We start from the raw sequence: 25,636 nt of genomic DNA, 5'->3' as shown, positions 1-25,636 counted from the left end.
GCGGTGGCAGATTGTCCCTGCCAATGCAAGGCGATGGCGCGTTGCCGGAACGCGCCGGATGGGGAAACCGGGTCAGAGAATCTGGTGAACCGTGTCCTGCGGGCGACAAAGCCGCGCGCCCTTGTCGGTCTCGACCAGCGGACGCTCGATCAGGATCGGGTCGGCGGCCATGGCGGCGAGGACGGTCGCGTCGTCGGCCTGCGGCAGGCCGCGTTCCTCGGCATCGGTGCCGCGGATGCGCAGGCCCTGCTGCGGGGTGATCTCGGCGTCGCGGTAGAGCTGCGCCAGCTTTTCGGCGCTCGGCGGGGTCTTGAGGTATTCGATCACCGTAACCTCGACGCCCGGCGTTTCTTCGAGGATCGCCAGGGTCTTGCGCGAAGTGCCGCACTTGGGATTGTGCCAGATGGTAGCCTTCATGGGGTGTCTCCTTTGGGCGATAACGCCGGAATTCTGCCGGAGCCGCCGGGGACCGGCGCGGCGTCGATCTTCTCTTCGCGGCGGGCGACGGCGGCGGCGCGCTGGATCGCGCGCACGAGCCGGGGCTGGACGCCGCAGCGGCACAGGTTGGGGATCGCCGCCTTCACATCCGCCTCGCTCGGGCTGGCGTTGCGAGCAAGGAGAGCGGCGGCGTTCATGACGATGCCCGGCGTGCAGAAGCCGCACTGCACCGCCTGCTCGGCCACCATCGCCTGCTGCACCGGGTGCGAGCGGTCGCGCGACAGGCCCTCGACGGTGACGACGAAGCGGCCCTCGCACTCTGCCAATGTGATAAGGCACGATCGCAGCGCGGCGCCGTCGACCATCACCGTGCAGGCATGGCAGTCGCCCACGCCGCAGCCGTACTTGGTGCCGGTGAGGTTGGCCGCGTCGCGCAGCGCCCACAGCAGCGGGGTGCGCGGGTCCATCTCGAACTGGACGGGGCGGTCGTTGACGGTGAAGCGGGTCATCTCAGGCGTATCCGGTGGCCAGCGCCCGCGCCCAGTCGTCGCGCCCACCCTCGGCGGCGCGGCGGGCGGCGGCGGTCCAGTCGTAAGCAACGGCGAGCAGTTCCGCTTCCCAGCCGTCAGGCCCGCGCTCGATCACGGCATAGCGGGCCTCGGGGGAACCCGATTCGATGACGTAGGGATGCGGATGATCGTCGGCGAAGGCGGGCAGGCCGACCGAGCCGGGGTTCACCACCAGCCGCCCGTCATCGAGGCGGACCGCGCGCTGCTTGTGCGAGTGGCCGCAGAGCACCAGCGGGGCGTCGATCCCGCCCAGCCGCTCGGCGATCTCGTTTGGGGTGGCGGCGCGGCAGCCGGTGGGCTCTACCGTCTCCAGCAGAAACTCCAGATCGCCGCGCGGGGAGCCGTGGCAGGCGTAGAGGTCGCTCTCCAGCCACATGTCCACCGGCAGAGACGCCAGCCAGTCGCGGTGGCGCGGCTGCAGGACGGCATCGGTGGCGGCGTCGGAAAGGTTCATCTCGGCGCGCGACTGTTCGAGCAGCTGGCGCTCGTGATTGCCCCGGATCGTCTCCAGCCCGAGCGCCATCAGCCGCTCCGCCGTGCCCACGCTGTCGAGCGGGCCGCTCAGGATGTCGCCGAGGTTCACCACCCGGCGCACCCCGCGCGAGGCCGCGTCCGCCAGCACCGCGTCGAGCGCGCCGAGGTTGCCGTGAATGTCGGAGATCACCGCGATGGCCATGCCCTCGCGGTGCCCCACTCGCAGCCTTAGCGCAAGCCCAGCCTGAACCCCGCCCACAACGTGCGCGGCTGGCCCAGATCCATCGAGCCGCCCGCATTGCGCGTCACGATCGTCTCGTCGGTCAGGTTCTCGGCGCGCAGGACCAGCGAGGCGAAGCGCGTGATCGGCACTTGCGCGTAAAGGTCCAGCGTCGTCGCGGCGGGCAGGGTGTCGACCTGAAGGTCGTGCTCGTACTGCGCGCCGGTGCGGCGCAGCGTGGCGGCAAGGCGCCAGCCGTCGGCGGGTGCCCATGCCACCGTTCCGCTCGCCGCCAGCTTGGGCACCTGCGCCGGGCGCATGCCGTCGAGCGCGATCTGCGCGGCGGTCGCCTTCACCTTGGCGTCGGTCCACGACAGCGAGCCGGACAGATCGACCTTGCCCAGCTTGAGGTCGGCGCTCGCCTCGATCCCGCGCGCGTGGATCGAATCGACGTTCTGCCGCTCGCGCACGGTGGAGGACAAGGTGACGTTGGCGATGGCGTCCTTGAGGGTGTTGTCGAAGGCGTTGAGCGACAGGTTCAGCGCCTCGGAGGGGTGGAAGTCCACGCCCGCCTCGTAGCCGCGCAGACGCTCGGGCTTGAGGGCGGCATTGGCGTTGGTAGTGATCGGGAACACCACGAAGGGCCGGTACAGCTCGTTCAGGGTCGGCAGGCGCAGGCCGGTATAGGCGGCGGCGCGCAGCGAGACGGCGGTGCCGGCATTCCACACGATCCCGCCGCGTCCGTTCGCGTTCCAGCCGTCGCGGTAGGCGTAGCGGGTGTCCTGCGTCACCACACCCGCCGCGCTTACCTGATGGTAGTAGCCGTCGGTGATCGTCCAGCGGTCGAGGCGGCCGCCCGCGGTCAGCACGAACTGGCCGATGGTCCAGTCGTCCTCGATATAGAAGCCGAGGTCGGACTGCCGCCCGCCCGCCTTGCGATGCGCGGTGGCGAGGCCGGTGACGGCGCTATAGGGTGCTTCCACAAGGTTCCCGCGCGAGAGCTTCACGTCGGTGCCGATGCGCAGCACGTGGTTCTCGCCGACCGGCGGGCGGATCTCCGCCTTGCCGCCGACCGCCAGCGTCGGGGTCTTGGCCTGATCGAGCGTCTTCCTGTAGCTCGTTGAACTGATGACGATGTTCGAGAAGTCCTGCGCCTGGACGAAGCCCAGCACGTCGAACTGCCAGTCGCCCCGGCCGACGAAGCGCAGCGAACCCTGTTGGCCGGACGACGTCGAATCCGCACCCTTGAAGCGCAAGGTACGCGAATCGTCATAGACGAGACCCGATGCCTGCACTTCGACGGTGTCGCTCAGCGGCGCCACGGCGCGCAGTGAGCCGGACAGGCTTTCGTACTGTGCGCGGGCGGTTGCGGCGACGCGCTGGTCCTTGGGGGTGGTCCAGAAGCCCTGACCGCGATCCCACTGCACGCCCGCGACGACGAAGCCTTCACCCAGGCGCGGGGCCACGGTGAGCGAGCCTTGCGTCTCGCCCCGGTTGTTGACCAGCGCCTCCGCGCTTACCGGGCCGAGTTCATCGGGGCCGGCGCTCTCCATCTCGATCGTGCCCGAGACCGCGCCCATGCCGAACGCGCCCATGCCGCCGCCGCGCGTCACGCGCACGGTGCTCAGGCGGTCGGGAGAGAGCGCGCTGAGCGGAATGTAGCCGAAGAACGGGTTCGCCACCGGCACCCCGTCGAGCAGCACTTGCGCGCGGCTCGATGCATTGCCGCCCAGCGCGCGCAGGGTCACGCCCTGGTTCGAGGGATTGGACGAGCGGCTGTCGGAGCGGCGGAACTGCTGGAACCCCGCGACCGAGGCCAGCACGTCCTCGATCCGGCCCGAGGCGCTGGAGACCAGCTTGTCGCGCTCGATCGTCTGGACGTCGTAGGCGGGCGTCGTCGGGCCGTCGGAAAGCCCGTGTCCGGTGACGACGATGGGCTCGCGCGGGGCGGCGTCATCGTCCTCGGCCAGCGCGGGATGCGCGAGCAGGGTGAGCGGCAGGGTGAGCAGGGCACGGGCGGTACGGCGTCGAATCGAGGTCATGGTTTTTCCGGTTTTCAGGCATCGTTCTCCGCCCCGGTGTCTCGTGCAAAGCCTCGCGGCTGACAAGACGGACACCGCGCGGGCGACCAAAGGGATGACGCGGAAACTCTTCGCCTGGGCTCGCCCGGAGACCGAACCACCCGCAGGATGGCGGAGCAGCGGGGGCAGGAACTTATCCGAAGAGATCCGCCTGCGCATCCGCCGATGGTCCAGCCAGCTGACGATGGACCTGTGCAACCACGGCCACGAAATAGAGCGCCATGATCGTCGCCAGCACGGCCTCCACGGCCGCCGCCGCGAAGCGCGCGACTTCGCCCGGAGCAAGCAGCGCGATCGGCATCGTCAGCATATTGGCGAAGATCAGCAGCACCACCATCGCGATGACCAGCAGCGCATAGAACCCCAGCAGCCGCGCCGTGTTGCCCCGGGTGAGTTGCCATGAGCGCACCAGCGCCGCGACCGGATTGAACACGTGCTCCACCGCGATGACGGGTGCGGCCACCGAAAGCCGCACGCCCACCGCGATGGCAAACAGCAGCACGATTGCCAGCCCGATCACCCCGCCGACGACGCCGCCCGCAAGCCCCAGAACACCCGCCACCACCATCGCGATCAGCGCCAGCCCCATGCCCGTCAGGATCTGCGCGACGAGATAGGGAACCACGCCCTTCAGCCCGGCGCGGATCGCCCCACCCACGGTCGGCCGCCGGTCGCTGTCGAGCAGGCACAGCAGCGAGAGCGAGCCCAGCGCCTGAAACAGCGCCATCGGGAGCAGCACCCACGCCGCCGAGAGATAATAGTTCCGCAGCATGGTCATCATCTGCGTCTCGGTCATCCCCGCGCCGGTTTCCGGCGGCGGGAAGAAGATCGAGAACATCAGCTGCGGCAGGAGGAAGAACACCCCCGCCAGAGCCAGCACCACCTCGCGGTTGGCGGAAACGGCCTGGGACGCCTGGCTCCAGGCCCGGCTGCTGTCGAACTTCATCAAGGGTTCCATGATCCCGCCATAGACGCCGGTTGGCGCGTTTGCACTTGATAACCGCATGGAATGACGCCACGCAACGCGGCATGACTTCGCTACCCGGTGATATTGAACTGCGCATCTCCACCGAGCCGGTGCCTTACCGCGAGGCGCTGGAGGAGATGACCGCCCGCAACGCAGCCATCGCCGCCGGAGAGGCGCGCGAACTGGTCTGGCTGCTGGAGCATCCGCCAGTCTACACCGCCGGCACCAGCGCCGCCGTCGCCGAACTGCTCGACCCGCGTTTCGAGGTGGTCGAGGCCGGTCGCGGCGGGCGCTATACCTACCACGGCCCCGGCCAGCGCATCGGCTACGTCCTGCTCGACCTCAAGAAACGCGCCCGCGACGCGCGCGGCTTCGTCCACGGCCTCGAAGGCTGGGTGATCGAGACCTTGCGCGATTTCGGCGTCGAGACCTTCCGCTCCGAAGGCCGCATCGGCATCTGGACCACTGACGTCGACGGTCGCGAGGCCAAGATCGGCGCGATCGGCGTGCGCATCCGCAAGTGGGTGACCATGCACGGCTTCTCGGTCAACGTCGCGCCCGACCTGTCGCACTTCACCGGCATCGTGCCTTGCGGCATCGAGGAATTCGGCGTCACCAGCCTCAAGCGGCTGGGCAAGGACGTGGACCTCGCCGCCTTCGACGCCGCCCTGATCGCGCGCGCCCCGGCGTTCCTCGCCTCGCTGGAAAGCCCCTGCCCGCCGAGTACACCGGAGACCGCAGCATGAAGTCCGCACACCTGATCCTGCCCGTCGCCATGGCAGTGCTGGCGCTCGGCGGCTGCGGCAAGAAGGCGGACGACCAGCCCAAGGCAGCGGCGGGCGGCGAACTGCTGCCGCGCTCGGTCAGCGACGACATGCTGCCGTATGATACGGTGAAGTCGCAGGCCTCGCTGTCGGACCCGAATGCCGGGCTGGGTCTGCCGCGCACGGGCGGACCTGCGGTGCCGCCGTCGGAAGTGGCGGATGACGTGGTCGAGGGTGAAGAGCCCGCGACGGTGATCGAAGCTCCGCCGCCTCCGGCGCCATCCGCTACGCCGACGCAGCCCTAAGCAAAATCCTCCCTGTTGCGAAGCAATGGGGAGGTGGCAGCCCGCAGGGCTGACGGAGGGGTCTGCGCCTTCTCCCCCTCCACCACCGCCTGCGGCGGCGGTCCCCCTCCCCATCGCTACGCGACGGGGAGGATGCGCCCCTTGCACCAACCTCTCCATCAGGCGCATCATGCTCCCCAACCGGAGCCACCCGCGATGCTGCCCATCCTCACCGTCTTCGAAACCTCCCCCGACCGCGGCCGCGGCCTCGCCCGCGACATGCCGGTCCGCTGGGCGCTGGAGGAAGTGGCGCAGCCCTACACAGTGCGCCTCGTCTCGTTCGCCGCGATGAAGAAGCCCGAGCACCGCGCCCGCAACCCCTTCGGCCAGATTCCGACATACGAGGAAGGCGATCTCACCCTGTTCGAATCGGGCGCCATCGTGCTGCATCTGGCGCAGGGCCATACAGGGCTGCTGCCGGAGGACGGCGAGGCCCGCGCCCGCGCGATCACATGGATGTTCGCCGCGCTCTCCACGCTGGAGCCGCCGATCATCGAACGCTCGATGGCCACGCTGTTCGAGCACGACAAGCCCTGGCACGAAGAGCGCCTGACGATGCTCGACGCCCGCGTGCGCACGCGGCTGGGCGACCTAGCAGCGCGGCTGGGCGGGGCGGAATGGCTGGACGGTGCTTTCAGCGCGGGCGACCTGATGACGATCGCGGTGCTGCGCCGTCTGGCGAGTTCGGGACTGCTGGAGGACTACCCGAGGCTCCGCGCCTATATCGCACGCGGCGAGGAACGCCCCGCCTTCCAGCGCGCCTTCGCGGCACAGCTGGCGGTGTTCGAACAGGCCGGGCGCTGAGGGAACCGTTTTCCTACAGCAGCAGCGCAGCGGTATCCTCGCCCGATGCGCGCCCTGCCCCGCCTTCTTCCCGGACGTTACGCAGCCGGTTCATCGCGCAAGGTTACACTTTTCACGCACAAGGTGACACATCGCGCCTGCAAGGTGACAGGTCCGGCGCCTAAGGTGACACTTTTTGCGCGCAAAGTGACACATCGCGCGCACAAGGTGACACTCTCCAATGGAAAGCTGTCACCTTGCGAAAGACAGCTCGGCCCGAAAACCACGCAAATCCGCCATTCACGCCCGCGAACGACGGCCCGGTGTTTCCCTCTGGACCGTGTAAACCGTGTAAACCTCGGGCGCTCAGAGCGCCTTGTCGTAGATCGCGTATTCGCGGTTCACGGTGCTGTCGATGGCGTCGGCGATGGCGACCATGCCCTGGTTGTCCTCGAGCACCCAGCCGATCTCGCCCCGCTTCGCCCCGAACTTGCTGGTGGCGGCGCGGCGGATATACTCGATCATCATGAAGGCCAGCTGGCTGGCGAGGCGCGAGGACTGCAGCTTCTTGCGCACGCCCATCAGCGGCACGCGCATGTCGGCGGGCTTCGGCTTGCGCAGCCACAGCAGCAGCTTGATCAGGCCGAGGATCGACGGCTTGCCGTTGCGCTTGTTGACCTTCATCTGGATGCCGTTGAGATCGGGCAGCGTCATCATGAACGCCACCGGCTCGCCCTCGTACTCGGCGATCATGATCAGTTCGGGGTGCACCAGCGGCTTCAACGCCTTGCCGGTGTACTCGATCTCCTTGTCGGTGAAGGGCACGAAGCCCCAGTTGTCCGACCAGGCATCATTGAGGATCTCGCAGATGATCGCGGCTTCGCGGTCGAAATGCTTCAGCTCTACGCCGCGCACGTTGATCTTGGCGTTCTTCTCGCCGGACGAGACGATGCGCTGGATCAGCGGCGGGAACTGCTTGGTGACGTCGAGTTCGTAGGTCTTCAGCGTCTTGACGACGGTGTAGCCCTGGCTCTCGATCCAGCCCTGATAAGCGGCATTGTGGTGCGCCATCATCACCATCGGCGCATGGTCGTGGCCTACCGTCTGGATGCCGGGCTCCTCCCATACCGACAGGTTCATCGGCGCCAGCACGCGGGTCATGCCCTGCTCGCGCAGCCACTGCTCGGCACGGGCGATGAGGGCGTGTGCCACTTCGGCATCCTCCGCCTCGATCGCGCCCCAGTTGCCAGTACCCGGCCCCATGCCCTGCTCAAGCGGCTGTTTCAGCGCCTGTTCATCGATATGCGCCGATATGCGGCCGACGATACGGCCGTCCCGCTTCGCCAGGAACAACTGGACGCGGGCATGCTCGAAGAACGGGTTCTTGCCTGCGGTGAACTTGGAGATCTCCTCCGAGCGCAGATTCGGTACCCAGTTTTGATCTGACGCATTGAGTCGATAAGCGAGATCGACAAAAGCGGCGATGTCGGCCTTGCTGGAGATCGGTGTGATGACTAGTTCGGCCACGATGCTGCCTTTGTTCTGGCGTAACGGAATATGAGCGCGACGTGCTGCCGATGGCGGCAGGTTGTCAAGTCGGACCGCACGGCGAATTGCGGTGGAGCGCTAACCGGGCGGCCTTATGCCCGGAAACACTTTGGAAATCTTGCACGATGAATGCCCAGAATGCGATCGACCTGACCCAGACCGATGGACAGCCCAATGCGCGCGACGCCGCGCAGGGATCGACGTGGCACTCGCAGATGCCCGACGACAAGGCGATGCTGCGCGCCGCCGTCGAACTGACGCGCGACATCGCGGCGGCCAGGCCCGGGATCTACTGGCCGGACATGCTGGGCAGCGCCGCGCTCGGCTATGCCGCGCTGGCGGGGGCGATTCTCGTGAGCAATCCGGTGGTGGCGGTGCTGCTGGGCGTGATCGCCTCGCTGGCGCTCTACCGCGCGCTGCTGTTCATCCATGAACTGACGCACATCCACAAGGACGCCCTGCCCGGCTTCCGCTTCGGCTGGAACCTGCTGGTCGGCGTACCGATGCTGATCCCCTCGTTCATGTACGAGGGCGTGCATACCCAGCACCATGCCCGCACCCGCTACGGCACGGTCGAGGACCCGGAGTACCTGCCGCTGGCGCTGATGAAGCCGTGGAGCCTGCCGGTCTTCGCGCTCACCGCGATCCTGCTGCCGCCCGCGCTGCTGATCCGCTCGGCAGTGCTGGTGCCGCTGGGCGTGGTGATTCCCCCGCTTCGCACGCTGGTGTGGGAGCGCGTCTCGGCGCTCGCCATCAACCCGCAGTACAAGCGCCGCAAGCCTGAGGGCGACTTCGCCCGCATGGTGTTCTGGCAGGAACTGGCCTGTTCGGTCTGGGCCATCGGCGTCGTCGCGGCGAGCTTCGCCTGGGGCTGGAGGCCGCTGCTGATCGCGCTGTGCGTCGTCTCGTTCACCGCGCTGCTCAATCAGGTCCGCACGCTGGTCGCCCATCTGTGGGAGAACGATGGCGAGGCGATGACCGTCACCGCGCAGTATCTCGATTCGGTGAACGTGCCGCCGCCCGGCTTCGTCGCGGCGATGTGGGCACCGGTGGGCCTGCGCTATCATGCGCTGCACCACCTGCTGCCCTCGATGCCCTATCACTCGCTGGCCGAGGCGCACCGCCGCCTCACCGGCCATCTGGAAGAGGACTCGACTTACACAAAGGCCAGCTATCCCGGCCTCACCCCGCTGCTCGGGCGGCTGGCGCGCAGCACGATGACCCGCCGCTGATACAAAAAACCCGATGAGGCTGGCTCATCGGGTTTTTGTGAAGCCCATCCGGAGCTTCCAAGTCTGATGCCTCAAGCACCTCGGAGACTTTGGGAAAGGTTTACTCCTCGGTCCTGATCAGGACCGTCTCGCCGATGAGTGCAAACAGCAGGAACGGCGCCCATGCCGCGATCAGCGGCGGGTAGCCACCGAAGTTACCCATCGCCAGAGCCGCATTGTCGAACACGAAGTAGGCGAAACCGAGCGCCATGCCGGTCACCGCGCGGATCAGCAGCGCACCGGAACGAGCCAGACCGAAGGCCGCCACGGCCCCCAGCAAAGGCATGAGCGCCGAAGACAGCGGTCCGGAAAGCTTGTGCCACCACGCGGCGTCGAGTTCGCTGGTCCGCCGCCCTGCCTCACGCACTGCCTTGATCGAACCGGTGAGTGTGAAGATGTCCTCGGCATCGGCATCGACCTTCGAAATGAAGATCTTGATCGGCGTGATCCCCGGCGCGACGGTGGCTGCAGCCAGCGTCGTCGTCGTGGTGTCGGACACCTGAAATCTGGTCGGCTTGTCGAGCCTCCAGCCGGGATTCGCGTAAGCTGCGGTAGACGCGCGCATCATCTCGACGATCATGTCGTTGTCGTCGCGACGATAGTACGTGACACCGTGCAGCGTCATCGCGTTACCCTCACCCGAAAGCGACTGCGCCAGCAGCAGATCGCGGCCGTCCGCGAGATAGAGGTTCGCCTTCGGGCTCGCGTTCTTCGGGATCGGCCCATAATCGACCGCCTGCCACGCATCTAGGGTGCGCGCGGCGCGGGTGACCACGCGCTCGTTGAAAGCGAAGCTGAAGCCGGAGATCACTAACGCTGTCAGAATCAGCGGCGCCAGCACCTGATGCGCCGACAGGCCCGCCGCCTTCATCGAGATGACTTCGCTGTTCTGGTTCAACGTCGCAAGCGTGATGATCGTGGCCAGCAGGACGGAATAGGGCAGGAACCGCGCGATAAGCTGCGGGACCCGCAACGACACGTAGTAGAGCAACTGCATCTGGCCGTTGCCCTTGTAGGCCAGAATATCGCCGCTTTCGCCGAGAAGGTCGAGCACCTGCAGCACCAGCACCAGCATGATCAGCACGGCGACGATGCGTGTCAGGAAAAGCCGCGCAAGGTAGAGCGTCAGCGTGCGCGACGGGAAGAATTCGAGGTTCATGGTCAGCTCTGGTCCGCTGGCGTCGGCAGGATAGGCCCGCGCCTGTTCCGGCGCAGCAGCGACTTTAGGCGCTTGACTACCTTGTCGGACGCCGTCTCGAGCCATCCGATCGCCTGCCCTCCCGGTATGTATGCCACACGCCAGTACATCCACAGGATGATCGCCGCGAAGACGAAGAACGGTCCCCACAGCCCCAGGATCGGGTTCATCTTGCCGAGCGAGGCGACGTCGTTCGCGTACTGGTTGACCTTGTGATAAGCCACCACCATCACGATCGAAACAAACAGGCCGAGGGCCGAAGTCGACCGCTTGGGCGGGATCGCCAGTGCGACGCCAAGGAGCGGCAGCAACAGCATCATCACCACTTCGACCATACGATAGTTGAAGTTCGCCTGGCTGGAGACGCGCTCCTCGGTAGGCGCATCCTTGTCCCAGCCCAGTTTGAGAAGTTCGGGCAGCAGGTATTCGCGCTCCTGCCCGCCGCGCTGGCGGAACTTCTCGATCGCGGGAAGTTCGATCGGCAGATCATGGCGAGTGAAGGTCAGGACGCGAGAAGGCTTGCCGGGTTCATCCTGGATGATCTGGCCCTGTTCGAGGCGGAAGATGATCGTGTCCGGATTATCCTTGAGCGCGAGGAAGCGTCCTTCGCGCGCAGAGATCGAAAGCACCTGCCCCTTGTCGTTCGACAGTCGCGCGAAGATGCCGATCAGCTTGCGCCCGTCGTCCCGGCTCTCATCGATGCGCAGGGCGATACGATCCTTGAGCGCGGTGAACTCACCCACCTTGATCGAGGCGCCCAGCGCACCCGACTTCAGCTCATAGTTGAGTTCTTCGTAGTAGTAGCGCGACAAGGGCTGGAGGTAGCCGACGATCGCGAAGTTTGCGATGACCAGCACGATCGTGATCATGTAGGGCACGCGAAGTATGCGAGTGTAGCTAAGGCCCACGGCACGCATGACGTCGAGTTCGCTGCTCGTCGCCAACTTGCGGAAAGCCAGCAGGATGCCGAGCATCAGGCCAAGAGGAATGGCGAGGCTGGCATATTCGGGCATCATGTTCGCCAGCATCTTGAAGACGACGCCGATCGGCCCGCCCTCCGTAGCGACGAAGTCGAAGAGCCGCAGCATCTTGTCGAGCACCAGCAGCGATGCCGCGAGCAGGAATATGCCCAGCATCGGCATCAGCACGAGGCGAAAGATGTAGCGATCCAGGGCGTTGATGAACTTCACTTAGACGTCGTCACTCAACCGTTCTCCCTCGCCCTTAACGGCTCGCGCCGGGTGGGCAAAGCGATTTGTCGCAAGCCGAAGGTCTTGCCGCCCTGATGGCATTATCAAAGCGCTTGTTTCGCTGTTCAACGGTGCAGGAACCTGAAGGTTGCTCGCCTGCAAGATGACGCGATCAGGCCTTTTCCAGCGTGCACTGGAGGGGGTGCTGATTCTGCCGGGCGAAATCCATCACCTGATTCACCTTGGTCTCGGCGATTTCGTAAGGGAAGATGCCGCAGACACCGACACCTTTTTGGTGAACGTGAAGCATGACGCGCGTGGCCTGCTCGAGGTCCATATGGAAGAAGCGCTTCAGGACCAGCACCACGAATTCCATCGGGGTGTAGTCGTCATTGAGCATCAGCACCTTGAACTGGCTGGGCTTCTTCGGCTTGGCGCGGGTCTTGGTGGCGATGCCGATCTGATGGTCATCGCCAGTACCATGATCGGAATCGTCGCTGTCCGCCATCACGACCGGGACAGGCGCGAACGGATAGAGCGACAGGTCAGAATCAGCGATCAGGGGAATCATGGTGCTCAGAATATCGTACCGAGGCGTCCGATAACAAGATGCCCCGGCCGATATTCTCGGTCAGATGGCTCAATCAGCCGGATAACAACGTCACCCGGCCGAGCGAACCTGTCTGAAATCAGAACGGAGCGGCCGAGCGCGCCTTCTCGACGGCGATGCTCACGCGGCCAGAAATCGGCGCGAAAGTGTCGCTGAACAGCTTGAGCATGGCTTCGCTGTTCTTCGAGCTGTACGCCACGGCGGTGTCGAAGTTCTTGCGAACGAGATCGCTCTGCAGCTTGAAGAAATCGGTCGGCGACTTGGCGGCGGCGAGTTCCTTGACGTCACCCGACATCTTCTCGAAAGCAGCGCGGCTTTCCGACACGAATTCCGAACCAAGCGCCTGCACGCCCTCTGCGTAGATCTTACCCGATTCGACGGCAGCTTCGACATTGCCCTTTGCGAAGTCGCTGACTTCGCCGAGCATGCTGGTGCTCTTTTCGAAAGCGGCCTTGGCCTTGGCCTGAGCCTCGGTGATGGCGTCCTGAAAACCGGTGAAGTTAGCGCTCATGTCCATTGTCGTTTCCTCGAGCATGAAATTGGAGAACAGTCCTGCGAAGACGGGCTTGCCCGAAACGGGCCTCGGGGCGGTCTTTGGTGCCGCCGTTTTTGTGGCCGCCTTCGGAACCGGAACGGCAGCAACCGTTTCCTTGACGTCCTTGGCAACCGTAGTGGCCGGCTTGGTCTCGACAACCTTGGCCGGAACAACTGGTGCGACCGGCTTCGGCTTTGCGGGAGCGACCGAAGCGGCCTTGATCTTGGGTTCCGCAGCCTTGACCACCGGCGTCTTTGCCGGTGGTGCCTTGGCTACAGGCGCCTTGACCGGCGCCGCCTTTACGACGGGCGCCTTGACGGGAGCATCAACCTTCGTCGAGGCTTCCGGCTTGGAGGGAACTGGTGCCGCAGGCTCCGCCGCCGAGGGCAGCGCAGCCGCCACAGGCTTGGGCGCTTCCGCCTTGGGCTTTTCCGGCGCATCCGGAATGGATTTGACCGGGTCAGCCACCCTGGCTTCCACAACCTTGGGAGGCGTTACGGGAGCGACATTGGTCTTCGGGTCTTCATTATCGGCCATCTGAGCATCCAGCCTTTTTTGAAAACTTCGATTATGAGCCGGGCGTCACCCCGGTAAAATCCATGCAAACCACGAGTCGCACGGACCGTTGCTGCGTTGCAAAATAGATTTTTGCAGACGCGAAGTCAACACTTCTATGTTGCGGTGCACAATTTGTGCTGCGCCGCACAATTTTGTCTTGCTTTTCAGGTTCACGCAGACTGTCTGCAGCAGATTACAGCCATGTGTCAGCACGCCTGCAAGCTCGGGTCACGCAATTAAAATGCCGAAATGGACCTTGTTTCAGCGCGTGGAGACGTAGCGACCCGGCGCGTCTTCTATGACCTTGTCACCGCGTGCGCCCGGCTTGCGCTTACCGCGCGAAGGGACTTCGGCAGGGTCGAGATCGCGCAGCCACTCGACCCAATGCGGCCACCAGGAACCGGGATGTTCGGTCGCCCCTTCCACAAATTCCGCTAGAGACTCGGGCGATCCGGCATTCGTCCAGTACTGGTACTTGCCGGTAGACGGCGGATTGACAACGCCTGCGATGTGGCCGGAGCCGGCGAGGAGGAATGTCCAGTCCCCGGCGAGATAGCGGGTCAACTTCCAGACGCTGGTCGCCGGAGCAATATGATCTTCGCGTCCGGCCTGGATATAGCAGGGCGTTGCGATGCGGTGCAGGTCTATCGGCGCCCCGCAGGCGGACAGCGAATCGGCTACGGCCAACCGGTTGTCGCGATAGAGGTCGCGCAGGTAATTGCGATGCCAGCGCGCCGGAAGGTTGGTGACGTCACCGTTCCAGTGCAGCAGGTCGAACGCAGGGTAATCCTCGCCCTTGAGGTAATTGCGCTCGACGTAGTTCCAGATGAGGTCGTTGCCGCGTAGGATGTTGAAGGTCGCGGCAAGATAGCGCCCATCGAGATAACCCTCGGGCGACAGGCGGCCGACCGTCTCGATCTGCTGGTCATCGATGAAGTTCTTGAGGTCGCCTGCATCCTCGAAATCGACCTGTGCGGTGAAGAAGGTGGCGCTGGCGACCTTGCCCGCTTCACCTTTTCGCGCGAGGACAGCCAGCGTGGCGGCGAGCGTAGTGCCGGCCACGCAATAGCCGATCGTGTGCACCGACGGCACGTCGAGACGGTTGCGCGCAAAGTCCACCGCCTCGATCTGAGCGGCGATGTAGTCGTCCCAAAGAAGGTCCGCCATCGAGGCGTCGGCCGACTTCCACGAAACCATGAACACGGTCACACCCTGCTCGACCGCCCAACGCACGAAGCTTTTCCGGGCGTTGAGATCGAGAATGTAGAAACGGTTGATCCATGGCGGGAAGATCACCAGGGGAGTCTTCAGAACCTTGTCGGTCGTCGGGGTGTACTGGATGAGCTGGTAGAGCGGCGTCTCGAAGACGACCTTGCCCGGCGTCACCGCGATGTTCTCGCCCAGCACGAAGGCGCCGGGTCGCGTATGCGTTAGCTGCCCCTTGCGCATGTCGTCTAGCAGGTTCTCGAAACCGCGCACGAGGCTCTCACCACGGGTTTCGGTAGCTCTCGCCAGAGCGACAGGGTTGGTAAGCGGGAAATTCGCCGGGCTCAGGGCATCCACTATGGCGCGCGTCGCGAAAAGCAACTGCGCCTTGCGCGCAGGCTCCATTCCTTCGACCGCCTCCGCAAGACCGGTAACCTGTTCGCTCATCAACAGATAGAGCTGATGCAACATCGCGAAGAACGGCTGGCGGCGCCATTCCGGATCGGAAAAGCGATGGTCGCGGCGCGGCAACTCGGGCTCCGCCTGAGCCTGCTCCCCGCGTGGACCAAGGCCGTACTGCCCGAATACCGCATTCACCAGCGCCAATCCCTCGTTCCAGAACTTCTGCTGGACTTCGGGGTTGGCAAAAGGAAGTTGCCGGAACACGCCTTCGGCCGTGGCGATCCACTTCATGGGATCGGCATAGTGAGGCGGCTTTTCGGCCGATGCCTTGCTCAACTGATCGACCTGGAACTCAGTCCAGATCGAATGCAGTCGCCCCGCCACCTCGGCCCATTGCACCGTGGCTTCCGCCTCAGGCGTACCCTCTGCAGGGATCATCTGGCCGAACAGCGTGGTGAGGCTCTGGACCTGGGACTTCATGACGTCGCTGATGAGGTCGGCGTCGGTAGCCATCGGCAATCGCTCTCCTTGGGATTCGCATGCAGGTTGGCCGCGTCGCAGACTCCTGTCGAGCCCCCTTCGCACGCTTCGGCGTGACATTTCCTGCAATTATCTTTCGCGAGTCCCCATTTGCGCAGGCTTGCGAATCCCCTACAGGGACCAAGCGGCGATCCTGCCGCCAAAGTTACTGGATACCAGAGGTCATGGAAGACGAGTTCTACCGCATCAAGCGACTGCCGCCCTATGTCATCGCCGAAGTGAACGCGATGAGGCACGCAGCCCGCCAGGCCGGTAAGGACATCATCGACCTCGGAATGGGCAATCCGGATCTGCCGCCACCCCAGCACGTGCTCGACAAGCTGTGCGAAGTGGCCCAGAAGCCCGACGCGCACGGCTATTCGCAGTCCAAGGGCATTCCCGGATTGCGCCGCGCACAGGCCAACTACTACGCCAACCGCTTCAACGTGGAGTTGGACCCCGAGAGCGAGGTCGTCGTCACGATGGGCTCGAAGGAAGGCCTTGCCAGCTTGGCTACCGCGATCACAGCGCCCGGCGACGTGGTGCTGGCGCCCAATCCCAGTTACCCGATCCACACCTTCGGCTTCATCATCGCCGGCGCGACCATTCGCTCGGTGCCGACGACACCCGACGAGAATTATTGGCGCTCGCTCGACCGCGCGATGGCCTTCACCGTGCCGCGCCCATCGATCCTGATCGTCAACTACCCGTCGAACCCGACGGCCGAGACTGTTGACCTCGCCTTCTACGAGCGCCTTGTCGCCTGGGCAAAGGAGAACAAGGTCTGGATCCTGTCCGACCTCGCTTATTCCGAGCTCTATTACGACGGCAACCCAACCCGCTCGATCCTTGAAGTGCCGGGAGCCAAGGACGTCGCGGTGGAATTCACCTCGATGAGCAAGACCTACTCGATGGCCGGCTGGCGCATCGGCTTTGCGGTCGGCAACCAGAAGCTGATCTCGGCACTGACCCGCGTGAAGTCCTACCTCGATTACGGTGCCTTCACCCCGATCCAGGCGGCTGCCTGCGCCGCCCTCAACGGTCCACAGGACATTGTCCAGCGCAACCGCGATCTCTACCAGAAGCGCCGCGACGTGATGGTCGAGGCATTCGGCCGTGCAGGGTGGGACATCCCCGCCCCCAAAGCCTCGATGTTTGCCTGGGCTCCGCTGCCTCCGGCGCTCAAGGAAATGGGAAGCCTGGAATTCTCCAAGCAACTCCTCACCCATGCTGAAGTCGCAGTCGCCCCGGGCGTCGGCTATGGCGAGGATGGCGAAGGCTTCGTCAGAATCGCCATGGTGGAAAATGAACAGCGCCTCCGTCAGGCGGCCCGCAATGTGAAGCGCTACCTGACATCAATGGGGGTTAATACTCCTTCATCGTGACAGTCACATTCCGCAGAAACCTCAGGATTTCTGCGGGATTTTGAAGTTAACGAACGGCCGCCCTGTAATAATATACGTGTTGTACCATAGGGCAAGAATACGCCATCTCGCCGCCCATTGCATTGGAATAGCGGGCTATTTGGGGGGCAGATGGCGGATCTTCTTTTGCGGCGTGAATCGCCGTATCACTTTCGATGGTTGGGCGCTGACAGGATCCCGATCGACTTCGACCTCAGGGCTTGCGGCTGGACGCTCGACTTCGGCGAACCTTCCTGCACCTGCATAGGCGTGATGTCCGCAGGCCGCCTCGATGCGGGGGGTTGGGAATGGTTGCTGGCCGTGCGCAGCGAGGTTCGCCGATTCATCCTCGTGATCGGCGCTGCTAGCCCAAGCGAACGCGCCGAGCTTCTTCAGGCCGGATTCGGTGAAGCCGTTCCCGACACGATCGACCGCAGCGAATTCGAGGCCCGGGCCTGCCGACTTGCCGAACTGACGCACTGGCTGCCCCGACACCGCCGCCTCGGCGACCTCGAATTGGATCTCCTCGCGCGTGAGGCTTACGGGCAGGGAAAGTCGCTCAACCTCAATCCGCGCGAATTCGCTCTGATCTGGCGCCTTGCGGACACGCCCGGCGAGCCGGTGAGCAAGCAGGATCTGATCCAGGACGTCTGGCGCATGGGCTTCGTACCCGAAACCAACAGCATCGCCGTCCATATGTCACGCCTGCGTCGCAAGCTGGGTTTCGTCGGCATGTCAGGCATCATCGCCACCGCTTCTGCAGGAGGGTACTGCTTGATGACGCCGAGCGATGAAGATGCGCGGCCTCTCTTCGTCTCAGGCAGCGGACCGTACACCAACCCTCAGCAAGCGGTCGCGTGAGGCTGGCGGACCTGCTCAATAGGATGGTCGATTGGCGATCCGGGCGAGGTCCTCGAGCGTATTGATATTGGCTATCGGCGTGGCGACCTCGACGGGTCGCGCGTCGATCAGTTCTCCAAAACGCCGCATGGAATGGCGTTCCGTGCTCTCAAGCAAGGCGTCCAGTTGCAAAGCGGCAGATGCCGGCCACAAGCCGATGACCGGCTGCGAGGCAAGATAGGCTGGCGCCTGTCCCAGCAAACGCGGCAAATCCTCCGGCAGAAGCCCAGCATCGACGCCGCAACTCAGGACGGCCTCGTAGCCCTCGTCCAGCGCATGATGCAAGGCGGCAGCCAGCCCGCCGAGTGGCCCCATGCCTGCCCTCGGCCAATCAGGGAGCGTAGGCGCCGGCGCTGTTTCACGGCCTGTGACGACAACGTGCTCGCACCAGCCCGAAAGCGCATCTACCGCCAGTGAAATCAGCGTGCGACCGCCGATTTCCGCCAGCGCCTTGTCACTGCCGAAACGGCTGGACAGACCGCCGGCAAGGACTGCTCCTAGAATCATGCATGGGCCTTTCATGCGAGTAAACCACCATTAAAGCGCCCCGTCCTTCCATATCGCAAGCAAAAGCACGGCTGCCACGGTGCCTTCTCGCGATCCCGCACAAACAAAATCCTACGACTAGCGCGAATCCCATTGCGCTCCCCTCTATCGGTTGCTAGGCGCGCACTCCTCCACACCGGATGGCCCGATGGCGGAGTGGTGACGCAGAGGACTGCAAATCCTTGCACGCCGGTTCGATTCCGGCTCGGGCCTCCATTTCTCTCTCCGGAGACGTCCACGGACGTCCGGAGAATGGCTGTTTTGCCGGGTTTAGTGACCGGCCTGTGGTGTCGTTCGGAAACCTGAGCCTTGCCAGCGCTGGCGACTGGCAGAACGCCGGCTGCTCAATCCCGGCAATCAGGGCGGGCCGATGTCCCAGCTCTCGCTGACGTTCCTCACGGGATTCATGCAGTGGCAGCCCAGGGACAAGGCGGTCCGCAACGCCATCGGCGATACACGCACCGACAGGTTGATCGACGAGGGCCATTATCGGCGCGACTTGTCCTGAGCAATATGGCTTGCAGTTCGTGCTCAATAAGTCCCGTGCAGATAAGTCAGGCAGCGCTGCGTCAGCGCCATTTCTTCAGCACCACATAGATAGCACCCTGCCCGCCATGGCGCCGATGCGCACCACGAATGGCGACGATGTCCGCGACGTGTTCGCTCGCGGCAAGCCAATCTACGATCTTCGCGCGGATCGCGCCCCGAGCGCTGCCTCGGTCCGCAGCATCCACCGGCCGTGGCTTGCCCGTCACGATCAGCACTACACGCGCCCCCATCGCCTTGGCCTGCACGAGTCCGTGCATCAGCCGCATGTAAGCCTGATCGAGGTTCGAACCATGCAGGTCGAGGCTGAAATCAGGGAGCAGCGTACCTTTGGATATCCGTTTTTCCCACGAACCGTCCAGGTTCACAGGCACTTCCGCGCGCGGCGGCGGCACGGGTGCCTTTGGCGGCAGCGGAGGCGGGATACGGCCCTTGACCTTCCTGGCAGGCACAAGGGGAACAACCAGTGCCGGAATCACGGGTGCGGGCACAGGCTCAGGCGCTACCAGCTTGCGGGGCGCTACAAGCGGCTTCACGGTACGAGCGACTTGCGCCCAGACCGCCTTTTCCTCCGCCGTAAGCCTGCGTCCCGGGCGTTTCACTGCGCACCGATACGGGTCAGCACGCCCTTGGGCAGGAAGATCAGCGCATTGCCCCGACCGCTCATGCCGCCAGCGGACTTGCGGGCCTGTGCGCCTGCTCCCCAGAAGGTGTCGAAGCGATTGACGCCCTTGATCGCACCGCCAGTGTCCTGCGCAATCCACAGGCCATTCGCCTCCCGGCGATCCAAATCGAGGTACACAGGGGCACCTAACGGCACATAACGGGGGTCTGCGGCCACCGAGTTACCTGCACGCACAGGCACATTGAGCGCACCGATCGGCCCGTCGCCGTTCAGCACCTTGAAGAACACCCAGGAGCGATTCTGCTCCATCAGCGCGCGCCCTTCGGCGGGATGTTCGCGGACGTATTGCATGATACCCTGCATCGACCCGGGATACTGTCCCGGCCCCGAACCGACCAGCCCCTGATCGCGCATGAGCCCACCGATCCCGGTATAGGGCAAGCCGTTCTGGCCTGCATAGCCGATGCGGGTAACGGTGCCATCGGGCGCGACGAGGCGGCCCGAGCCCTGTACCTGCAGAAAGAAGAACTCCACCGGATCGGCGACCCAGGCGATTTCCAGGCCTTTGCCCGCCAGCGCACCCGCATCGATCTGCGCGCGGTCGAAATAGGTCGTGAAAGTGCCGTCCGGCGCATAGCGGCCGAGCGGCATGCGACCGCTCTTGAGAGGCGCGGCATCGCCCGGTTTCGCACGCACCAGATCGGGAGGGAAGGCGTAGACCGGCACCGGGTAGCCCGGCCGCGGCGAGCGGCCGCCCGCGATCTCGGGTTCGTAGTAGCCGGTCGCGTAGGAACTGCCGTCACCGATGCGGGCGGTCTCGAAGTAACTGGAGAAAAACAGCACCGGCGATCCTCCCCCCCAGTTCGCGGCAGCCGTGCAGGCCTGCCGCCAGTCCTCGGGCCGGGTCAGGCCGCTACCGTCGTTGCGTGTGATGAGGCGCGGACAACTTTCACGGAAGGAGGCGAGCGCACCCGCCGCATCGGCGGCACCCATCCGCAACGAAGACAGCGTTGGCCCCCGGCGGACGCCGGCGGCAAGGGCGTTCTGAGGCGAGGGAAACGTCGGCTGCCCCGTCGAGGGAAGCGTTGGCATCCCCCCGGGCCTTGGTCCACCGGTCTTCGGGATGACGCCGCCGCAAGCAGCGAGCATTGCCAGCAGACCGACGACCAGAAGAGCGCGCAAGGTGCCTCGGATCGACCGGCCCGGCACGACGCCCCGTGCCATACTCTCCAGCGCCAATATACCCTCCCCGCAAAGCAGACGCCCCGCGCCGAGGGTGGCGCGGGGCGGATCAAGCTCAGTCGGCTAGCAGCACGATGAAGTGGGGATCAACCCCGGATCAACCTTCGTCGGTCTCTTCCAGGAGCCAGTCGGGATCAGGCGAGTTCACTGCGCGACCGAATGTCCAGACGTCGATCGCCTCGATCGCATCGTCGAGAGAACCGGCGACCACATGGCCCTCGGCATTGCGCGTCACGGCGGCGATGTCGGCGCGGAAACGCAGGCTGATGCGTGCATGCCCATTTTCGACGCCAGCGGCGGTGAAGCTCGTTTCCTCGATGCGGATCAGGCGGTTGTCGAGCGTTTCACCAGCCTCGATGCGCGCATCGATGGCAGCGGCGAAGCTGGCATAGACATCATCGTCGCAAAGCTGGCGCAGTTCTGCCTTGTCGCCCTTCCAGAAGGCTTCGAGGATCATGCGATAGGCGCTGCGCGCACCATCAAGGAAAGCGGCCGCGTCGAAGCGGCGATCCGCCTGCGAAATCTCGGCAAGGCCACGTTCGACCGATGGCGGCGCAAGCGGCACCACGCGCTGGCGCGGCTGCTCGGCACGGGCACGATCGTCGCTGCGCTGATCGGGACGCGGCGGCGCGGAAACGCGCGGAGCGCCCGGCTTCTGGCCCTGGCGACCTTCGAAGCGCCCCTGGATGGGCTCTTCCTCATGCTCGGCACGGCGGCCGAGCACGGAGTAGAGCCGCAGGCCAAGGAAGGCTGCGATCATGGCCAGGATCACTATTTCCGGTGTCACGTCCCTAATTCCATCCTTCTGTGGCGCCATGCCTGCCCCGACCCCGCAGCGAACAGGGCCATCCGAAAGGCACATCGCACTCCGGCGCGGTTCGAAGACTCGAACGTGTCTTCGGCCTAGCACTCGAACATAGCCCCAGATAGGTACGCATTACAAATGAACAACGCATGAGTGGCTCGTTCGGGGCATTTTCCCGGCGGATCGAGCCCCTCCAGGCGATGCGAGCGCAACTTCCGGACACAACCTCTACAATTTTCCCGACGCTCGGGTGTTCCCCGCGCCCGCAAAATGTTTTACCCGCCCCCGCTGAACGTTTCAGATTCCATTGCGGGACACAGATCAGATGGCCGACGAAGGCAACATCATTTCCGACCTCGACCTCGGCAACGGCGAAGACAGCGCCCCGGCCGCAGGCATCATTTCGCAGTACATCAAGGATCTCTCGGTCGAGAATCCGAACGCTCCCGAAGCGTTCTCGTGGCAGGAACAGCCGCAGATCGACGTGCAGTTCAACATCGGCGCGCGTGCGATCGAGGGCGAAGTCCACGAAGTCGAACTGAAGATCACCTGCTCCTCGCGCACCAGCCTGGGCGTCGCCTTCGCGGTCGAGCTGAGCTACTGCGCGCTCGTCGGCATGCGCAACCTCGAAGAGGGCCAGTCGCATGCGTTCCTCTTCGCCGAGGCACCGCGCATCCTGTTCCCCTACGCCCGCCGCATCGTGTCGGACGCCGTGCGCGACGCCGGTTTCGCGCCGCTCATGCTCGAGCCGATCGACTTCAACGGTCTCTACGTGCAGCAACTGCAGGCGCAGGCGCAGCAGGCCGAGGCCGGCATGGGCGAGCCGGTCGGCAACGCCTGAATTTCAGGTAAGGCGGGGTGATGCAAACATCCCGCCCTGCACTCTATCGTCACCCTGAACTTGTTTCAGGGTCCATCGTGCCGATCAGGCCGCCGGTCGAGGCCGCGAAATGGACCCTGAAACAAGTTCAGGGTGACGTCGCGAATGAAGGCGACGTTTCGTGACAGGAACAGGACGCGCATGAACCTCGCAAAAGCCCTCGCCAGCGTCGGCGGACTGACGCTTGCCAGCCGTGTGCTGGGGCTTGCCCGCGACAGCCTGTTCGCCCGCTTCGTCGGCGCGGGCTTCGCTTCCGACGCCTTCCTGATCGCGTTCCGGCTGCCCAACATGTTCCGCGCGCTTTTCGCGGAGGGCGCCTTCGCATCGGCGTTCATCCCGATGTTCAACAAGAAGGTCGCGGACAAGGACGGCCCCGGCCTCCCGGCTGGTATCACTTTTGCAGAGCAAGCGCTGGCCGTACTCCTGCCGATCCTGATCGCCATGACGGTGGTACTGGAAATCTTCGCCTGGCCGGTGACTTTCCTGCTTTCGGGCAAGTTCAACGGCGTCAGCCAGGAACAATTCGCCTATGCCGTGCAGCTGAGCCGGATTACGATACCCTATCTCGCTTTCATCAGCCTCGTCTCGCTGCTGGGCGGCATTCTCAATTCCCTGAACAAGTTCTGGGTCAACGCCGCGGCGCCGATCCTCCTCAACCTGACACAGATTGTGGCCATTCTGGGCTTCCACTCAGCCGACGCCCTGATCACTGCACGCAACCAGGCCATCGCCGTCTCGATTTCGGGCGTCCTGCAATTGCTTTGGCTCATGTGGGCCTGCCGTGCCAACGGCGTGTCGATGCGACTTCGCATGCCGAAGTGGAACCAGGACGTAAGGCAGCTGATGAAACTGATTCTGCCCGCCGCTGCCGGAGCAGGCGCCATGCAGATCAACCTCATGATTTCTACCGCGCTGGCTGCATCGCTGCTGGTTCACGGTTCGGTGACTTACATCTATCTGGCTGACCGTCTGAACCAGCTTCCGCTCGGGTTGATCGGCATTGGCCTTGGCACCGTGCTGCTGCCGACGATCTCACGCCAGCTTAGCGGCGGCGAAGAAACGGCGGCGATGGAGACGCAGAACCGCGGCCTCGAACTCGCGCTGCTGCTCACACTGCCCGCCTCCGTCGCGCTGATCGTCTGCGGGGGGCCGATCGCCGCCGCCCTGTTCGGCTACGGCAAGTTCGACGCGAACGACGTCGCCCGCACGGCCGAGGCGCTGGCCGCGTTCTCGATCGGCTTGCCCAGCTACATCCTCGTAAAAGTGCTGACGCCCGGCTACTATGCGCGGCAGGATACCAAGACGCCGGTGCGCTACGCGATGATCTCCATGGTGGCGAACCTCGTAGGGAATCTAGCGCTCATCGTGCCGCTGCAGCACATGGGGCCGCCGCTGGCGACGGCGCTGGCCTCCACCCTCAACGTGGCGATGCTTTACCGCACGCTGGTGAAGCGCGGGCACTTCACCGTCGATGCCCGGCTCAAGCGGCGCGGGCCGAGACTGGCGCTCGCCGCCGTGGCGATGGGCGCGGCGCTGTGGTTCGGGCAGGACCTGATGATGCCCTATGTCCACGGAACCTGGCTGGTGCGGGGAATCGCGCTGGCAGTGCTCGTTTCGGCGGGCTGCGCGGTCTACGCCGTCGCGGCCGTCGCGACCGGCGCCTTCACCCGCGCCGACCTCGCCCTCCTGCGCCGCCGCAAGCGCGCCGCCTGAAGGGTTCCATCGATGCGCGAACGTGCTATGAGCCCCGGCCATGCAGGATCGTGCGATCTCTTCCCCGCTTGCGCCTCATGCGCTTGCTTCGCCTTCAGGGCGATGGCGTTCGGCCGCGCGCTGAGCGCGCCTGCATTCGTGCCCTCCCGGCACGCAAACCTCACATCCATCGACAACTGACTTAAGGACGCGACCATGCGTATCGTCTCCGGCATCCAGCCTACCGGCAACCTGCACCTCGGCAATTACCTGGGCGCGATCCGCAACTGGGTGAAGATGCAGGACGAGGTCACCGCCGAGGGCGGCCAGTGCCTCTACTTCCTGGCCGACCTCCACGCGATCTCGATGCCGCACACCCCCGCCGACCTCGCCGCCAACACGCGCGAGATGGTCGCCGCGCTGGTGGCCTGCGGGCTCGATCCCGACCGCTCGATCCTGTTCAACCAGGCGCAGGTGCCCCAGCACTCCGAGATGCAGTGGCTGCTCAACGGCACCGCGCGCATGGGCTGGCTCAACCGCATGACGCAGTGGAAGGACAAGGCGGGCAAGAACCGCGAGGGCGCCAGCGTCGCGCTGTTCACCTACCCGGTGCTGCAGGCCGCCGACGTGCTGCTCTATCAGGCGACGCACGTGCCGGTGGGCGAGGACCAGAAACAGCACCTCGAACTGGCCCGCGACATCGCACAGAAGTTCAACAACGACTTCTGTGCCGAAGACGCCCCGCTGTTCACCCTGCCCGCGCCGTTCATCCCGCCCGAGGCCGCGCGCATCATGTCCTTACGTGACGGCACCGCGAAGATGAGCAAGTCTGACCCGTCGGACATGAGCCGCATCAACATGACCGACAGCGCCGACGCCATCATGCAGAAGGTGAAGAAGGCCAAGACCGACCCCGAGCCGCTGCCTTCGGAGAAGGACGGCCTCGAAGGTCGGCCCGAGGCGAAGAACCTCGTCGCGATCTACGCGGTGATGGCGGGCACCACGGTCGAGGCGGTGCTGGCCGAGTTCGGCGGCGAAGGCTTCGGCAAGTTCAAGCCCGCGCTGGGCGAACTGCTGGTCGAAAAGCTGGCGCCGATCAACGCCCGCTTCCTCGAACTGCGCGAAGACCGTGAACGCCTCGACGCGATCCTGTGCAAGGGCGCGTCCAAGGCCCGCGAACTGGCGATCCCGACGCTGGAGAAGACTTACGAGGCGCTTGGCCTCGTGCGGGGTTAAAATTCGTCTGGAAAATGCCCGATGGGCATTTTCGTAGCGGCACCGGCCCTCTCCCCCACCCGACCACCCATAGGGTACTATCGT

25 protein-coding genes and 1 tRNA gene are annotated in these 25,636 nt (G+C 64.8%); 11 read left to right on the top strand and 15 right to left on the bottom strand.

Translation table 11 applies throughout. The annotated features are described in order from the left end of the window. Positions 1-72 precede the first annotated feature (72 nt). From ACODRZ_RS20130 to ACODRZ_RS20110, 5 genes are all read right to left on the bottom strand, one after another. Entirely contained in the window at positions 73-417 is a 345-nt protein-coding gene (locus ACODRZ_RS20130; RefSeq protein WP_488970320.1) for an arsenate reductase family protein, read from the bottom strand. Further along, the gene (locus tag ACODRZ_RS20125) at positions 414-947 is read right to left on the bottom strand and encodes a (2Fe-2S)-binding protein (RefSeq protein WP_488970321.1); all 534 of its coding nucleotides are present in this window, start codon (positions 945-947) and stop codon (positions 414-416) included. The genes ACODRZ_RS20130 and ACODRZ_RS20125 overlap by 4 nt, the downstream gene beginning before the upstream one ends. Position 948: 1 nt before the next feature. Further along, positions 949-1,683 (bottom strand): metallophosphoesterase family protein, encoded by a 735-nt coding sequence (locus tag ACODRZ_RS20120; RefSeq protein ID WP_488970322.1) that lies wholly within the window; start codon positions 1,681-1,683, stop codon positions 949-951. Between the two features lie 26 nt (positions 1,684-1,709). Continuing rightward, a complete protein-coding gene (locus ACODRZ_RS20115) occupies positions 1,710-3,743 on the bottom strand; it encodes a TonB-dependent receptor (RefSeq protein ID WP_488970323.1) in 2,034 nt (677 codons plus the stop codon). A gap of 172 nt (positions 3,744-3,915) precedes the next feature. Next, on the bottom strand, positions 3,916-4,728 hold the full coding sequence (locus tag ACODRZ_RS20110; protein WP_488970324.1) for a DUF7847 domain-containing protein: 813 nt from the start codon (positions 4,726-4,728) through the stop codon (positions 3,916-3,918). Between the two features lie 83 nt (positions 4,729-4,811). Between ACODRZ_RS20110 and lipB the strand changes: the two genes are divergently transcribed. From lipB to ACODRZ_RS20095, 3 genes are all read left to right on the top strand, one after another. Continuing rightward, complete coding sequence (lipB, locus tag ACODRZ_RS20105) at positions 4,812-5,495, top strand: lipoyl(octanoyl) transferase LipB (protein WP_488970325.1); 684 nt, start codon at positions 4,812-4,814, stop codon at positions 5,493-5,495. Beyond that, positions 5,492-5,818, top strand: coding sequence for a hypothetical protein (locus tag ACODRZ_RS20100; RefSeq protein ID WP_488970326.1), 327 nt, complete (start codon positions 5,492-5,494; stop codon positions 5,816-5,818). The genes lipB and ACODRZ_RS20100 overlap by 4 nt, the downstream gene beginning before the upstream one ends. 195 nt (positions 5,819-6,013) lie before the next feature. Beyond that, positions 6,014-6,661 (top strand): glutathione S-transferase family protein, encoded by a 648-nt coding sequence (locus tag ACODRZ_RS20095; RefSeq protein WP_488970327.1) that lies wholly within the window; start codon positions 6,014-6,016, stop codon positions 6,659-6,661. 345 nt (positions 6,662-7,006) lie between these two features. On the opposite strand, the gene ACODRZ_RS20090 is transcribed toward ACODRZ_RS20095, so the two are convergent. Beyond that, the gene (locus ACODRZ_RS20090) at positions 7,007-8,167 is read right to left on the bottom strand and encodes a GNAT family N-acetyltransferase family protein (protein WP_488970328.1); all 1,161 of its coding nucleotides are present in this window, start codon (positions 8,165-8,167) and stop codon (positions 7,007-7,009) included. A gap of 146 nt (positions 8,168-8,313) precedes the next feature. Here ACODRZ_RS20090 and ACODRZ_RS20085 point away from each other — a divergent pair, with 146 nt between their 5' ends. Next, a complete protein-coding gene (locus ACODRZ_RS20085; protein WP_488970329.1) occupies positions 8,314-9,420 on the top strand; it encodes a fatty acid desaturase family protein in 1,107 nt (368 codons plus the stop codon). Positions 9,421-9,520: 100 nt separating this feature from the next. Here ACODRZ_RS20085 and lptG read toward each other — a convergent pair whose 3' ends face one another. The 5 genes from lptG to ACODRZ_RS20060 all read right to left on the bottom strand — a co-directional run bounded on the left by lptG (position 9,521) and on the right by ACODRZ_RS20060 (position 15,671). Further along, positions 9,521-10,618 carry an LPS export ABC transporter permease LptG gene (gene lptG / locus ACODRZ_RS20080; RefSeq protein ID WP_488970330.1) on the bottom strand — a complete coding sequence of 366 codons (1,098 nt, stop codon included), beginning with the start codon at positions 10,616-10,618 and terminating at the stop codon, positions 9,521-9,523. Positions 10,619-10,620: 2 nt separating this feature from the next. After that, on the bottom strand, positions 10,621-11,847 hold the full coding sequence (gene lptF, locus ACODRZ_RS20075; RefSeq protein WP_488970331.1) for an LPS export ABC transporter permease LptF: 1,227 nt from the start codon (positions 11,845-11,847) through the stop codon (positions 10,621-10,623). 172 nt (positions 11,848-12,019) lie between these two features. After that, positions 12,020-12,418 carry an ATP-dependent Clp protease adapter ClpS gene (clpS, locus tag ACODRZ_RS20070; RefSeq protein ID WP_488970332.1) on the bottom strand — a complete coding sequence of 133 codons (399 nt, stop codon included), beginning with the start codon at positions 12,416-12,418 and terminating at the stop codon, positions 12,020-12,022. Positions 12,419-12,536: 118 nt separating this feature from the next. Next, on the bottom strand, positions 12,537-13,529 hold the full coding sequence (locus ACODRZ_RS20065) for a phasin family protein (protein WP_488970333.1): 993 nt from the start codon (positions 13,527-13,529) through the stop codon (positions 12,537-12,539). A 282-nt stretch (positions 13,530-13,811) separates the two neighbouring features. Then, positions 13,812-15,671, bottom strand: coding sequence for a PHA/PHB synthase family protein (locus ACODRZ_RS20060; RefSeq protein ID WP_488970334.1), 1,860 nt, complete (start codon positions 15,669-15,671; stop codon positions 13,812-13,814). A 191-nt stretch (positions 15,672-15,862) separates the two neighbouring features. Between ACODRZ_RS20060 and ACODRZ_RS20055 the strand changes: the two genes are divergently transcribed. Together ACODRZ_RS20055 and ACODRZ_RS20050 are read left to right on the top strand one after the other, a co-directional pair. Beyond that, a complete protein-coding gene (locus tag ACODRZ_RS20055) occupies positions 15,863-17,062 on the top strand; it encodes an LL-diaminopimelate aminotransferase (protein ID WP_488970335.1) in 1,200 nt (399 codons plus the stop codon). Positions 17,063-17,401: 339 nt separating this feature from the next. After that, the gene (locus tag ACODRZ_RS20050; RefSeq protein ID WP_488970386.1) at positions 17,402-17,941 is read left to right on the top strand and encodes a winged helix-turn-helix domain-containing protein; all 540 of its coding nucleotides are present in this window, start codon (positions 17,402-17,404) and stop codon (positions 17,939-17,941) included. Positions 17,942-17,956: 15 nt separating this feature from the next. Here the strand turns inward: ACODRZ_RS20050 and mobA are convergent, their stop codons facing one another. Next, entirely contained in the window at positions 17,957-18,487 is a 531-nt protein-coding gene (mobA, locus tag ACODRZ_RS20045) for a molybdenum cofactor guanylyltransferase (RefSeq protein WP_488970336.1), read from the bottom strand. A gap of 181 nt (positions 18,488-18,668) precedes the next feature. Between mobA and ACODRZ_RS20040 the strand changes: the two genes are divergently transcribed. Together ACODRZ_RS20040 and ACODRZ_RS20035 are read left to right on the top strand one after the other, a co-directional pair. Further along, positions 18,669-18,742, top strand: a tRNA-Cys gene (locus ACODRZ_RS20040). Between the two features lie 154 nt (positions 18,743-18,896). Then, on the top strand, positions 18,897-19,034 hold the full coding sequence (locus ACODRZ_RS20035; protein ID WP_488970337.1) for a hypothetical protein: 138 nt from the start codon (positions 18,897-18,899) through the stop codon (positions 19,032-19,034). A 61-nt stretch (positions 19,035-19,095) separates the two neighbouring features. On the opposite strand, the gene ACODRZ_RS20030 is transcribed toward ACODRZ_RS20035, so the two are convergent. From ACODRZ_RS20030 to ACODRZ_RS20020, 3 genes are all read right to left on the bottom strand, one after another. Continuing rightward, entirely contained in the window at positions 19,096-19,674 is a 579-nt protein-coding gene (locus tag ACODRZ_RS20030) for a Smr/MutS family protein (RefSeq protein WP_488970338.1), read from the bottom strand. Next, positions 19,671-20,921: a murein transglycosylase A gene (gene mltA / locus ACODRZ_RS20025; protein WP_488970339.1), complete on the bottom strand. Its 1,251-nt coding sequence runs from the start codon at positions 20,919-20,921 to the stop codon at positions 19,671-19,673. The genes ACODRZ_RS20030 and mltA overlap by 4 nt, the downstream gene beginning before the upstream one ends. A gap of 115 nt (positions 20,922-21,036) precedes the next feature. After that, positions 21,037-21,726 (bottom strand): Tim44/TimA family putative adaptor protein, encoded by a 690-nt coding sequence (locus ACODRZ_RS20020; protein WP_488970340.1) that lies wholly within the window; start codon positions 21,724-21,726, stop codon positions 21,037-21,039. Between the two features lie 343 nt (positions 21,727-22,069). On the opposite strand from ACODRZ_RS20020, the gene secB reads away from it, so the two are divergent. The 3 genes from secB to trpS all read left to right on the top strand — a co-directional run bounded on the left by secB (position 22,070) and on the right by trpS (position 25,552). After that, positions 22,070-22,585 carry a protein-export chaperone SecB gene (gene secB / locus ACODRZ_RS20015; protein ID WP_488970341.1) on the top strand — a complete coding sequence of 172 codons (516 nt, stop codon included), beginning with the start codon at positions 22,070-22,072 and terminating at the stop codon, positions 22,583-22,585. A gap of 180 nt (positions 22,586-22,765) precedes the next feature. After that, positions 22,766-24,337 carry a murein biosynthesis integral membrane protein MurJ gene (gene murJ / locus ACODRZ_RS20010; protein WP_488970342.1) on the top strand — a complete coding sequence of 524 codons (1,572 nt, stop codon included), beginning with the start codon at positions 22,766-22,768 and terminating at the stop codon, positions 24,335-24,337. 195 nt (positions 24,338-24,532) lie between these two features. Then, entirely contained in the window at positions 24,533-25,552 is a 1,020-nt protein-coding gene (trpS, locus tag ACODRZ_RS20005) for a tryptophan--tRNA ligase (RefSeq protein WP_488970343.1), read from the top strand. The last annotated feature ends 84 nt before the right edge of the window (positions 25,553-25,636 follow it).

The organism is Novosphingobium sp. FG90, assembly GCF_057808725.1.
The sequence above is the reverse complement of the archived record's forward strand: the minus strand, read 5'-3'. Positions and strand labels throughout refer to the sequence as shown.